At 56.6% G+C, this 12284-nt stretch carries 13 protein-coding genes; 6 read left to right on the top strand and 7 right to left on the bottom strand.

Features of this window, described 5'->3' with window-relative positions:
• The first annotated feature begins 170 nt into the window (after nt 1-170).
• The 3 genes from EU556_RS17060 (at nt 171) to EU556_RS17050 (ending at nt 4565) form a co-directional block, all read left to right on the top strand.
• Complete coding sequence (locus tag EU556_RS17060; protein ID WP_135435321.1) at nt 171-1520, top strand: type IX secretion system plug protein; 1350 nt, start codon at nt 171-173, stop codon at nt 1518-1520.
• Nucleotides 1521-1675: 155 nt separating this feature from the next.
• Entirely contained in the window at nt 1676-2962 is a 1287-nt protein-coding gene (locus EU556_RS17055) for a cation:proton antiporter (protein WP_135435320.1), read from the top strand.
• Between the two features lie 151 nt (nt 2963-3113).
• A complete protein-coding gene (locus EU556_RS17050; RefSeq protein WP_135435319.1) occupies nt 3114-4565 on the top strand; it encodes a M48 family metalloprotease in 1452 nt (483 codons plus the stop codon).
• Between the two features lie 27 nt (nt 4566-4592).
• Here EU556_RS17050 and EU556_RS17045 read toward each other — a convergent pair whose 3' ends face one another.
• The 4 genes from EU556_RS17045 to EU556_RS17030 form a co-directional block, all read right to left on the bottom strand.
• Nucleotides 4593-5087 carry a hypothetical protein gene (locus EU556_RS17045; RefSeq protein ID WP_135435318.1) on the bottom strand — a complete coding sequence of 165 codons (495 nt, stop codon included), beginning with the start codon at nt 5085-5087 and terminating at the stop codon, nt 4593-4595.
• 106 nt (nt 5088-5193) lie between these two features.
• Nucleotides 5194-5403, bottom strand: a complete 210-nt coding sequence (locus EU556_RS17040; RefSeq protein ID WP_125419623.1) for an alkylphosphonate utilization protein — start codon at nt 5401-5403, stop codon at nt 5194-5196.
• Nucleotides 5404-5461: 58 nt separating this feature from the next.
• Nucleotides 5462-6559, bottom strand: coding sequence for a redox-regulated ATPase YchF (gene ychF / locus EU556_RS17035; protein WP_135435317.1), 1098 nt, complete (start codon nt 6557-6559; stop codon nt 5462-5464).
• Nucleotides 6560-6922: 363 nt separating this feature from the next.
• Nucleotides 6923-7264 (bottom strand): DUF3276 family protein, encoded by a 342-nt coding sequence (locus tag EU556_RS17030; RefSeq protein ID WP_135435316.1) that lies wholly within the window; start codon nt 7262-7264, stop codon nt 6923-6925.
• A gap of 317 nt (nt 7265-7581) precedes the next feature.
• Between EU556_RS17030 and EU556_RS17025 the strand changes: the two genes are divergently transcribed.
• The 3 genes from EU556_RS17025 to EU556_RS17015 are packed head-to-tail and all read left to right on the top strand — an operon-like array spanning nt 7582 to nt 9052.
• Nucleotides 7582-8502, top strand: a complete 921-nt coding sequence (locus EU556_RS17025) for a DUF58 domain-containing protein (protein ID WP_135435315.1) — start codon at nt 7582-7584, stop codon at nt 8500-8502.
• A gap of 36 nt (nt 8503-8538) precedes the next feature.
• Complete coding sequence (locus EU556_RS17020; protein WP_135435314.1) at nt 8539-8796, top strand: hypothetical protein; 258 nt, start codon at nt 8539-8541, stop codon at nt 8794-8796.
• Between the two features lie 25 nt (nt 8797-8821).
• A complete protein-coding gene (locus EU556_RS17015; protein ID WP_135435313.1) occupies nt 8822-9052 on the top strand; it encodes a hypothetical protein in 231 nt (76 codons plus the stop codon).
• A gap of 13 nt (nt 9053-9065) precedes the next feature.
• Here the strand turns inward: EU556_RS17015 and EU556_RS17010 are convergent, their stop codons facing one another.
• The 3 genes from EU556_RS17010 to EU556_RS17000 all read right to left on the bottom strand — a co-directional run bounded on the left by EU556_RS17010 (nt 9066) and on the right by EU556_RS17000 (nt 12219).
• The gene (locus EU556_RS17010; RefSeq protein WP_135435312.1) at nt 9066-9698 is read right to left on the bottom strand and encodes a DNA-3-methyladenine glycosylase family protein; all 633 of its coding nucleotides are present in this window, start codon (nt 9696-9698) and stop codon (nt 9066-9068) included.
• Nucleotides 9699-9736: 38 nt separating this feature from the next.
• A complete protein-coding gene (locus EU556_RS17005) occupies nt 9737-11014 on the bottom strand; it encodes a cation:proton antiporter (protein WP_135435311.1) in 1278 nt (425 codons plus the stop codon).
• Between the two features lie 173 nt (nt 11015-11187).
• Nucleotides 11188-12219, bottom strand: coding sequence for a threonine aldolase family protein (locus EU556_RS17000; RefSeq protein ID WP_135435310.1), 1032 nt, complete (start codon nt 12217-12219; stop codon nt 11188-11190).
• Nucleotides 12220-12284 lie beyond the last annotated feature (65 nt).

The raw sequence follows: 12284 nt of genomic DNA, 5'->3' as shown, positions 1-12284 counted from the left end.
TACTTATCAGCGGACCGTGTATGCTGTGCGCTAAGCACAATTATTACTAGCACGGCTGTTACAAGGTCTGACAGCAGACGCAGCAACTTGCTGACTAAAATTGTTGCTCAACCAAACCTTACTAGGCTCTGACGGAACGAGAAGCAAAAGCTTCGCGCTACATTCGCAGTATGCGCTTCCTACCTGCCTCTTCGCTTCTCCTACTACTAGCCACTGCCTGCGTGCCGCTGGGTACGCCCATCACTGACCCTAATGCCGCCCGTAGGCCTGCCACGCCGGGGCAGAAGGCTGGCGTTGAATACTACGCCGACAAAACCCTGCGCTACGAGGACGCCATCTACGACCCCAACGTGCGGACAGTGTTGTGCTACGTGCCCACGGGCCAGGTAAATGAGGTATTTAACCCGCCGGTAATACCGCTAGGCCAGGGACAGCCCGTAACGCTGGAGTTTGACGTGCTGGGCGGCCAGGGCGGGCGTCTCACGGCCAAATTGGTGCACTGCGACATCAACTGGCAGCCCTCCGTGCTTACCGATACGCAGTTTCTGAGCGAAATCAACGAGCAGAATATCACCGACTACCGCGTTTCAAACGCCACGAAGGTGCCCTACTACCACTACCGGGTGCAGATGCCGCGGGTGAAGCTTTCGGGTAATTACTTGTGGGTGGTCACCAGCCCCGGCGGTACACCGCTCATCTCGCGGCGAATTTTGGTGTACGATGAGGGCGGCGTGCAGGTATTTCTGAAGCAGGGAATTCCGGTGGCGGGGCAGGAGCGCTACACCTTGCAGCAACTCGACTTCGGAATTCGCTACAACATGCAGATTGTAAATCCTTCGCAGGAGGTGAAGGTGGTGCTGCGCCAAAACTACCGCTGGGACAACGCCAAGTACAACCTGCGCCCCACGTTTGTGCGGGAGGCCGAGCGCCAACTCGATTATCAGTACTTCAACTTTGAAAACACCTTTCCCGGCCTGAGCGAGTTTCGCTTTTTCGATCTGCGCACGTTCCGCTCCCAGGGTGTGGGCGTGGCCCAAATTGACCCGAACACCACACCGCGCACCGCCGAGCTACTCCCCGAAACCACCCGTAACGGCCAACGCTACTCCCAGTACGATGACATCAATGGGCAGCGCGTGATTGAGAGTCGCGAGTTTGGCAACGGCGCCATCAACGGCGACTACCTCAACGTGGGCTTTCATCTGCGGGCTGAGCAGCCGGCCCCCGGCCCCGTGTACGTGCTGGGCGCCCTCACCGATTGGCAGTACAAAGACGAGTTCAAGCTCACCTATGATGCCGAGGCCAAGGAGTACACGGGTCATGCGCTGCTCAAGCAGGGCTACTACAACTACATATACGCCGTGCAAACTTCCCAGGGGCCAAACAGCGTGTATTGGGAAGGGAGCCACCAGGAAACCGAAAACCGCTACGATCTGCTGGTGTACTACCGCCCGCCCGGCACCCGTACCGACCTGTTGATTGGCTACCAGATGGTCGATGTCAACAACCGCCAGCCCTAGACCTATGGTTGGTGGGGAAGGGTGCTGCTCGCACTAGACTGGCCTAACGCGCCGCAACCATTGAGAAGAGAGACTGGGAATTAGGGTTGAGCTTAGCCAAATTACCCTGAGGTTTCGTAAGCGAATGCATACGCAGGCTCCCTCTTCCTTTCTTAATGCCGCACTACAACTTAGCCTTGGTTGTGTTGGGCATCGCCATTCTGGGCGTTGCCTGGCTGCCCTCTTTACTGAAAAAATTTCCGCTCTCGTACCCCATCTTGTTTGTGGGGTTAGGGGCGTTGGTGTACGCGCTTCCGCTAGGCCTGCCCAGTCCCGACCCGGTTGAGCACACAGGCTTCCTGACCCACCTCACCGAACTGTGCGTGACGGTGGCCCTCACGGGTACCGGCCTGAAGATTGACCGCAAATTCTCGTTGGTGCGCTGGCGAATTCCGCTGCAGTTGGTGCTGGTACTCATGATTATTACCATTGCCGTGTTTGCGGCCGTGGCTTGGCGGGTGGCCGGTATGCTGCCTGCCTCAGCCGTACTGCTAGCCGCCGTATTAGCACCCACCGACCCTGTACTAGCCGGCGACGTGCAAGTCGGAAAGCCCGGCGAAGGTGGCGAAGACAACGTGCGCTTTGCCCTCACCGGTGAGGCTGGCCTCAATGATGGCTTGGCGTTTCCGTTTGTGCACTTAGCGCTAGTGTTGCTACCCATTGCGGCGCTGCCGCTCGCCGACCGCCTGCTGGAGTGGGCCTGGATGGATGTACTCTACCGCATTGTGATGGGCGTGGCCGGGGGCTGGCTTGCCGGGCGAGTGTTGTCGTTTCTGATTTTTGATTTGCCCCACCGGGTGCGCATCAGTCCCGAGGCCTACGGCTTTGTAGCCCTAGCCGTCACGCTGACGGCCTACGGAGTAACGGAGCTTCTGCACGGCTACGGCTTTCTGGCAGTATTTGTGGCTGCCATAACGCTGCGCCGTCACGAGCGCAGCCACGAGTACCACACCGAGATGCACGAGTTTACCGACCAGCTAGAGCGCCTGCTGATTGTAATAATCCTGATTCTGTTTGGTGGCGCGCTCGTGCGTGGGCTGCTGGCACCACTTACCTGGGGCGGAGTAGCGCTAGGCCTGTTTCTGGTGTTAATTCTCCGGCCCCTGGCGGGGCTACTCACGCTGGCCCGCAGCCGAACCAGCTGGCCCGAGCGACTGGCTATTTCCTTGTTTGGTATCCGCGGTATTGGCTCCTTCTTTTACCTGGCTTTTGCTCTCAACGAGCGGCACTTCCCCGATGCCCGCGAGTTGTGGGCTACTACGGGCTTCACCGTACTGTTTTCAATCTTGCTGCATGGCACATTGGCTACTCCCATCATGAATTGGGTGGACCGCTACCACGGCCGTCCTACCGTGATGGAGGAAGAGGAGCGAGCCTTGCTTGAGGCCAACAAAACCGACTAATTACGAGCAGCGACCAGTGGCCTAGGCCGGTGGTGCCGCGAAGTATGGCACGTCTTTCGCCTAGGCCAGTGGGTAGCTGCCGTAACCTTTCGGCCGATAAGCTGCGTTGCAGGCTTATCACGCCTATTGTGAAACTCCCTAGCTCTCTCTCATGAAACCCACTCTGTCTTCTGTGCGAGCCGGCGCTCTGCTGGCACTTCTCTTACCTCTTGGAGGCTCCGTACCAGCGGGCCCGGCCCCAGCTCTCCGCAAGGCGTTGCCCGTTCAAGGTGCCCAGCCGGACCCTTCCGTTATTGCGCAATTTGGTCTGCTCGACAACGCCAAACTGCAGAGCTACATTGATAGCAAAGGCATGCAAATGGGCCGAATATCTGACCGTCCCGCCGATGTAAAGGGCTTTACCATCGTTGACTCCCCAATCATCAACGCCTTTGCCACCCCCGATGGGCACGTGTATTTTACGCGTGGCATTATGGCCCATTTCAACAATGAGGCCCAATTCAGTGGGGTGCTCGGCCACGAAATTGGGCATATCACGGCCCGCCACAGCCAGAAGCAGCAAACCCGCTCAACCATTGCGGGCATTGGGCTTATTCTGGGCTCTGTAGTAGCCCCACGCGTGATGCAGTCGGTGGGGGGCGCAGTGCAGCAGGGCGTAGGCCTAGGCCTGCTGAAGTACGGCCGCGACGCTGAAAACGAGTCGGATGAGCTAGGCGTGAAGTACTCCAGCAAAATCGGGTACGACCCCGCTTCTATGGCCGATTTCTTCCTGACTCTGCAGCGCACTGAGCAAAGCAGTGGTGCCGATCCGGTACCTACATTCCTCTCGACTCACCCCAACTCCGCCGACCGTTACACGCGCGTGAAAAAGCTAGCCGTTACGGCCGAGCAGCAAGCCGGCCGGCAGTTAGCGGTTAACCGCGACCAGTATTTGCGCCTGATTGAAGGCTTACCCTATGGCGACAACCCGCGGGAGGGCTACGTTGAAAACAGCGTATTTTATCATCCCGACCTGAAGTTTCAATTTCCAATCCCCCAGGGCTGGAAGTCGCAGAACTCGCCCAGTCAGTTTCAGATGGCCGAGCCCAACGGCAAAGCAGTCATGATTTTGCTGCCCGCCGGCAACAAGGGCCTCGACGAAACGGCTCAGGCTTTGGCCCAGCAGCTCAAGCTACAAAATGCCCAGGCTCAGAAAACTACTGTCAATAGCTTCCCCGCCGTGGTTATCCAAGGCGACCAAGTGGGCCAAGATCAGCAAACGGGCCAGCAGGGCATCACGGCCAGCACCCTGAGCTACTTGATTCAGGATGGGCAAACGGTATACGCGCTGGTAGGCCTCTGTGGCCCCGGCACGCTCGATTCTTACGGTAGTGCCTTCCAGCGTACAGCTCAGGGTTTCAAGCGTCTCACCGATGCTAGCAAGCTTAACCGCCAGCCCGAGCGCATTCGCATCAAAACGGCTAAAGGCGGCCAAACCCTCGCCTCAGCCCTCGCCGCTAACGGCGTTTCCTCCAAGCGCTACGAGGAACTTGCCATCCTTAACGGCATGAAAACCACCGACAAGCTAACGGCCGGCCAGCTATTTAAAGTGGTAGGAAAGTAGCTCGTAGGTATTAAGAATAATTGAAAGCTAGACCTCAAGTTTCTTGAGGTCTAGCTTTTTTATGAATAGTTGAATGCTCTCCGAATCCGACAGTATCCAAACATCGTCTCCTAATACACTTTTAGGAATGAAATCAAATTCTAGATAACAATTAGCTATTGCAACGTCTGTTTTCTCAAAGTGAATAAGCAACAGGTGCGGGCGAGTATCAGGAAAGCCAAAAACATCGAAACCTGTGAGTCGTTTGCCCATAAGCTGCTGCCAAAAGGTAGTTTCAGGACTAAACCTTTCGCTGGATAGGCAAAAAGATGTTGCTGAGACACTAAGAGTGTACGAAGGCCATCCTTTAACCCCGTTCCACCCAATGAAAACAGTTTGTCTATTTTCGAATACCAGCTCTACTTGCTGTGCAATTATATCAATGCCGTGCTCATTCGTTGTCAAGGCTTCTATCCCCACAACATCATGATAAAAGCACTCTGAAATCCTTTGCCCCATGACGATGGATAAAGGTTGCAGCATATGCTCCACGAGAAGCTGATAACTCATTTTCTGAATAAAAAGAAAAGCGCCCCTGTCGAACCATACGACCAGGGCGCTTAAGTTACTTAGCAGCTGCAAGAGTGGCCTAAGCTTTCTTTACAAACTCAGTTTTGATGACTAGCATGCTTCCTCCGGCCCGGCCTTCAATCTCGGCGGGGCTGTTAGTGAGGCGGATGTTCTTAACCACAGTGCCACGCTTCAGCGCCTGGGCCATGCCTTTCACCTTCAGGTCCTTGGTGATGGTTACCGAGTCGCCTTCCGCGAGCAGGTTGCCGTTGCTGTCTTTTACGTCCATGGTGCGTATGCTATAATCGGGGTCAGAGCAAATCCGGGTAATCCGTCTAAACCCTTGTTTAGACGTTGAAGCGGAAGTGCATAATATCGCCGTCTTGCACCACGTAGTCTTTGCCTTCCACGGCCATCTTACCGGCTTCCTTGATTTTTACTTCAGTCTTGTACTCCTGGTAATCGGCTAGCTTGATAACCTCAGCCCGGATGAAGCCTTTTTCGAAGTCGGAGTGGATAACACCGGCAGCAGCGGGAGCTTTGTCGCCCTTATGGATGGTCCAGGCACGTACTTCCTGCACGCCGGCGGTGAAGTAGGTAATCAGGTTGAGCAGGGAGTAGGAGGCACGAATCAGGCGGTTCAGGCCCGACTCCTTCAGACCATACTCGGCCAGGAACATCTCCTTTTCCTCGGGGTCTTCCATCTCAGCAATCTGCGACTCAATAGCCGCCGACACCAGCACTACCTCAGCGCCTTCCTGAGCCACGTGGGCCTGCAGGGCCTGGGTGTGGGCATTGCCGGTGGTGGCGCTGGCCTCATCTACGTTGGCCACGTAAATAACCGGCTTGATGGTGAGCAACTGCAGATCAGCTACGGCTTCCAGCTCCTCGGGAGTAGCTTCTACGGCGCGGGCGTTCTGGCCGCCTTCGAGAGCTGCTTTAAACTTCTGCAGAGCGGCTACTTCTTTCTTCGCCTGAGCATCGCCGCCCTTGGCCGAGCGCTCCGACTTGGCCAGCTTCTTATCAATGCTTTCCAGGTCTTTGATTTGCAGCTCGGTGTCGATAACGTCTTTGTCAAACACGGGGTCAACGCTGCCGGCCACGTGCACAATGTTGGGGTCGTCGAAGCAGCGAGTTACGTGAATGATGGCGTCTACCTCCCGGATGTTGGCCAGGAACTTATTGCCGAGGCCTTCGCCCTTGCTGGCGCCTTTCACCAGGCCCGCAATGTCCACGAACTCAATGATAGTAGGCAGCACCCGCTTGGGGTTCACCAACTGCTCCAGAATCTGGAGGCGCTCGTCGGGCACGGTAATCACGCCCACGTTTGGCTCAATGGTGCAGAACGGGTAGTTGGCCGACTCGGCCTTGGCGTTAGAAAGAGCGTTGAACAGCGTGGATTTGCCGACGTTCGGCAGGCCGACGATACCGCAGCGGAGACCCATATAACAGGTGATTGAGTGACTAAGTGAATGAGTGAATGAGGCCCAGGGGGGACATTCGTGCCGCAAAGGTACGGGGCTTTTTTTGGGAAAGCACGGCCCTGTCTACCCCGGTAGAAATTCCCGGCTGCGGTATCTGTTGGCTATTACCGGCTAGGCCTATCGCGTCGGGTACAAGCCGGGGCTGGAAGTGGCCTACCCGGATGTTGCTTGAACATTAGGGGAATAACGGACTGGCAGCTAGCGGTGCGGGTGGCCTAGAAAGCCAAAACGGCACGCCTGAGCTTTGTCAGGCGCGCCGTAAGTGGGAAGCGAATAAAAGCGTTCTAGTAGAAAGTGTTTCAGTAAGCTTCCAGTTAAGAGTGATTAATAAGTGTCTTCGGGCCGGTTGGCTGAGTAGCCTTCGCCATCGTAGGCGGGACGCGGACGATCAAGCTCGGCAACTTCCTCGGGGGTCAGCAGCTCTTCGCGCACGAAGTCAACGGCATCCTGCAGGGCATCAACAAACTTCAGGAAATCTTCCTTGTAGAGGAAAATCTTGTGCTTCTCATACGAGAAGGTATCGTCGTCGCGCAGACGACGTTTGCTTTCGGTGATGGTCAGGTAATAGTCCTGGCCGCGGGTAGCTTTCACGTCGAAAAAGTACGTGCGCTTGCCGGCTTTAATGCGTTGGGAGTAAATTTCTTCCTGGTCGTGACGATCTTCCACAGGGCCTTCAGTAAAGTTTTGTTATTCCAAGATTCTCAAAGTACAGCGCAAAATAGTGGCTGGGCGCCATATATAAAAATTTAAAGACCAGCTTTTTACGATAAACGAATGTAAATATGCAGTTAAGGGTCGTTGCAGCGTATATAAGGGCAAAAAAGTTAATGTTCCTTCTATCGACAGGAATAAAAGGAATTTGACTAATCACATTAACTTTTGGCTATATCGAATAATAGAACTCTACGCTTACTTTTCGGCTTATAGAAGGGGAGTACAGTGGGCATTGTACCTTGCTTCCTTCATCATGCTTCCGCTTACTTATGGCGCAACCACTTGACTTAGCTGCAGTACGGTCTTTCGAGAACCTTGAGTTTCTGGCCCGCCAGCTGGTAGAAGGCTTTATTACGGGCCTACACCAGTCGCCTTACCACGGGTTTTCAGTAGAATTCTCGGAGCATCGGCTATACAACCCCGGCGAAAGCACCCGCCACCTCGACTGGAAAGTGCTGGCCCGCACCGATAAGCTGTTCGTGAAGCGCTATGAGGAAGAAACCAACCTGCGCTGCCACCTGCTGCTCGACGTGAGCCCCAGCATGTATTACCCCGCGCCCAGCCACGACAAGCTGCGGTTCTCGGTGCTGTGCGCCGCTGCCATTACCACGCTACTACAGAAGCAGCGCGACGCCGTAGGCCTGGTCACCTTTGCCGACCAAGTAGAACTGCAGACGCCGGTGCGCTCAACCAGCACCCATCGCCACACGCTTCTACTCACTCTGCAACAGCTGCTGGAGCGGCCCGCTCCCGCCCGCCGCGCCCAGACGGATGTAGCCGCCGTGATTCACCAAATTGCCCAACAAATCCCGAAACGCTCCTTAGTGGTGCTGTTTTCAGATATGCTGGGCCGGGCGCCCGAGGAGCAAACCGAAGCACTGGCCGCCCTGCAACACTTGCGCCACCAGCATCATGAGGTGCTCTTGTTCCACGTAATGGATCGGGCTACTGAGTCTGATTTTGGCTTCCAAGACCGGCCCTACATCTTCGAGGATGTGGAAACGGGACAAGCTATTAAACTGCAGCCCGGGCAAGTACGGGAGCAGTACCGCACCGCCATGCAGGCCTACGAGCAGGAGCTGGCCCTGCGCTGCGGACAGTATAAGATTGATTTTGTGCCCGTTGATATTCGGGAGCCGTTTGATAAGGTGCTGTACGCTTACTTAGTGAAGCGCGGCAAGGTGCGGTAAGTGGCCTAGCAGAACTGTCTTCTAATTTATTGCCGAATGGAAATGTGGTATTGCCGGGTTTGTGGGCTTGATTACGACGTTTCGCCCTGGGGAGAAGATGGCCACACGCCTGACTACACGTGTTGCGCCTGCTGTGGCGCCCAGTTTGGCATTGACGACTACAACGTGGTGACGGCCCAGCTTTTCCGAGCGACCTGGCTGACCGAAGGCGCCCCGTGGTTTTACGCCAACCTCAAACCCAGTGGCTGGCAACTGGCGGCTCAGCTACCACAAATACCGCTGGCCTACCAGTAGCAGCCAGCTTACACGCATATTTTTTATGTTGTTACTTGACCTCGCGGCGTGGATGCTGTTTCCGTGCCTGATTTCTGCCCTCATCACGGCCTATATTGCTCACATGAACGACCGGTCGTTGTGGCGCTGGCTGCTTTTTGGGTTCTGCGTGCCCTTCGTGGCCATTTTCGTGGCCATGTTCGTCACCTACCTCGACCAGAAGCGGCAGGCAACCCGCGAGGCAGAACAGGCTGGTTCCGATAGGCCTAGCGCCTAACCCAGAGCGAGCCTTACTCCGCCGGCGTATTGTCTAATGACTGCCACAGGTACTTGCTGGCTACCGTGCGGTAGGGGCGCCACGCTTCGGCAATGGCAGTCATGCGCTTGAGCAGGGCGCGGCCAGTTTCTTCCAGGCCATAATGTCGTTTCATAGCGTTTTGAATGCCCAGGTCGCCTTCCGGGAATACGTCGGGCTGGTCCAGGGCAAACATCTGGAGCATTTGAGCCGTCCAACGGCCGACGCCTTTTATCTGGGTAAGATGGGCGGTAAAGGCATCGGCGTCGAGTTGACTGAGGTAGGTGTGGTCAAGCTGGTCGCGCTGGGCGAAATCGGCAATGGCGCGCAGGTAGCCCGCTTTCTGGCGCGAGATGCCCGCCGCGCGTAAGTCCTCATCAGTGAGCAGGAGCAGGGCGGCCGGCTCGGGGTAGCCATCTGGTGGGAACAGGGCCTGCACCTTGCGCCAGATGGCCGCGGCGGCTTTGGTAGAAATCTGTTGGCTGACAATAGCGCGCAGCAGCGCCAGATACAAGTCTTCGTGGGCTGATGGTTGAATGGGTCGGCCTTGGGCTATAAGTCGTGCCAGTACAGGGTCGGCTTGCGCGAGGTGGCCTAGGGCTTGGTCAGAATCAGTGGAAATAGACATAGAGAATGAGGACGTGGCTAGGCCAGTAGAAACTCAGCTTAATGGTGAGCGGCAACGTCCCCCCCTTCGGGAGCAGGTGTGCTGAGGCCGAGCCTTTTCACCAACGGCCCAATAGTAAGGCCTTGCACAATAATGCTGAAAATCACCACTACATAGGTAATGCCCACAATCAGGTCGCGGGGCATGGTTTCGGGTAGGGAAAGGGCCAGTGCTACGGAGATGCCACCGCGTAGGCCACCCCAGGTCAGTACCCGCAGGTTGGGGCGGTTGAATTCAAAGCGGCTGCGCAGAAAGCTAAGGGGCAGCGCTACCGAAATAGTGCGGGCCAGCAGCACCACCACAATGGCCACGGCGCCCACCACCAGAATCATGCGGTTGATGTCAAGGATCAGCATTTCCAGGCCAATGAGCACGAACAATACGGCGTTGAGAATCTCATCTAGAATCTCCCAGAACTTATCCAAGTACTCGCGGGTCACGTCCGACATACCCAGGCTGCGGCCTTTGTCGCCCACAATTAGGCCGGCTACTACAATGGCCAACGGGCCGGAGGTGTGCAAGGCCGTAGCCAGGGCCGTACCGCCCATCACCAGCGCCAGCGTAATAAGCACTTCTACTTGGTAGTGGTCGATGGTGCGCAGGGCCCAGTAGGTGGCGTAGCCCAAGGCCGCGCCCAGCAAAATGCCACCCCCAGCCTCGCGCAGGAACAGCTCACCCACGGCGCCCACCGTGGCCTCGCCCGCCCCGAAGCGCGCAATCTGAAACAAGCTCACGAACACCACTACGGCAATGCCATCATTGAACAGGGATTCGCCTACAATATTAATCTCCAATGATTTGCTGATGCGGGCTTCCTTTAGAATGCCCAGCACGGCAATGGGGTCGGTGGGGGAGATGAGCGCTCCGAACAGCAGACAGTAGATATAGTCAATGGGTAGCCTAAACAGCGGCAACACGAAATACATGATGCTGGCTACTATCACCGTGGATATGAGGGTGCCCACGGAAGCCAGGGCTGCTACGGGCAGGCGTTGGGCGCCCAGGGCCCGCACATCAACGTGAATAGCGCCGGCAAACAGCAGAAAGCTCAGCATCACCTGCATGAGCACCGTGTGAAAGTCAATACTGCGCACTAGCTGGCTGGCCGCCAGCACCCATTCTACCCCTATGTGGCCTAGCCCTACCGTTACCAGAGAGGAAACCAGCGCCAATATCATCAGCCCAATGGTGCTGGGTAGCCGCAGAAAGCGGTGGTTGATATAGCCAAAGGTGGCGGCCAGGACGAGCAGAATAGCGAACGTATTGTATAGCTGCATAGGCAACGGGTGGGTGAGCGAAGTAAGGGCGTTGCTAAAACTGTACGAACAAACGCCACCAAAAGCCGGGACTAGGCCTGCCGGTGGCGGCCAACGTACGCAAGTGCCCCGGCCCTGACCATTCTCGAAAACCTGAGAATAGCCGGGGCGGGGCACTAAAGTAGACGGTAATCTTAGCCTTGTAGGCCAGTCAGCGCGGTTTCGATGCGCTCAATCATGGCATCATCAATATCGAGGTGGGTCACGAAGCGAATCATCTGCGGGCCGAACGACGAGGCTTTGATACCCTGCTCCTCCAGCTTCACGAGGAACTGCTCCGCTGGCATAGAGTCGGCTAGTTTGAAGATAACCAGGTTGGTTTCTACGGGCAGCACAGTGGCTACGTAAGGCTGAGCGGCCAGGGTAGCCCCTAAGCGCTGAGCCCGAGCGTGGTCGTCAGCGAGGCGCTCCACGTTGTTTTCTAGTGCGTATAGGCCCGCCGCCGCAATGTAACCGGCCTGGCGCATGCCGCCACCCATCACTTTCCGGATGCGCTTGGTCTTCTGAATGAACTGCTTGCTGCCCAGCAGTACCGAGCCCACCGGCGCGCCCAGGCCTTTGGAGAGGCAGACGGAAATGGTATCAAACAGGCGGCCGTATTCCTTGGCTGATTGACCGGTGGCTACCAGGGCATTGAATACGCGGGCCCCATCGAGGTGGAGCGGAATGTTGTGGCGCTGGGCTACCTCGGCAATACTCTCAATTTCCGACAGCTCATAGCAGCTGCCACCCCCGCGGTTGTGGGTGTTTTCGAGGGAAATGAGGCTGGTGGTGGGGTAATGGATGTTGACGGGCCGGATAGCGGCCTCTACCTGCTCAGCCGTGAGGCGGCCGCGGTTGCCAGGCAGCAGCGCCACCGATGCCCCCGAGTGGAAGGCAATGCCGCCCACTTCCCAGAGGTAAATGTGGGAGGTCTGTTCACACACCACTTCGGAAAGCGGCTCGGTGTGGGCTTTGATGGCAATTTGGTTGGTCATGGTGCCAGAGGGGCAGAACAGGCCAGCTTCGAGGCCGAAGCGGTCGGCAGCTTCCTGCTCCAGGGCGCGTACGGTGGGGTCTTCGTCGTATACATCGTCGCCGACGCTGGCGCGGAACATGGCGTCGAGCATGGCAGGAGTGGGGCGCGTGACGGTGTCGGAGCGCAGGTCTATCAAGGGGAGGCTCATAAGATGTTCAATGGAATTACGGGAAAGGTTTCCCGGTGTCAAATTTAGTACTTACTTTTGCCCCT

The organism is Hymenobacter fodinae (assembly GCF_004745825.1).
GTDB classification, from domain to species: Bacteria; Bacteroidota; Bacteroidia; order Cytophagales; family Hymenobacteraceae; genus Hymenobacter; species Hymenobacter fodinae.
This window is presented reverse-complemented; position numbering and strand designations above follow the sequence as displayed.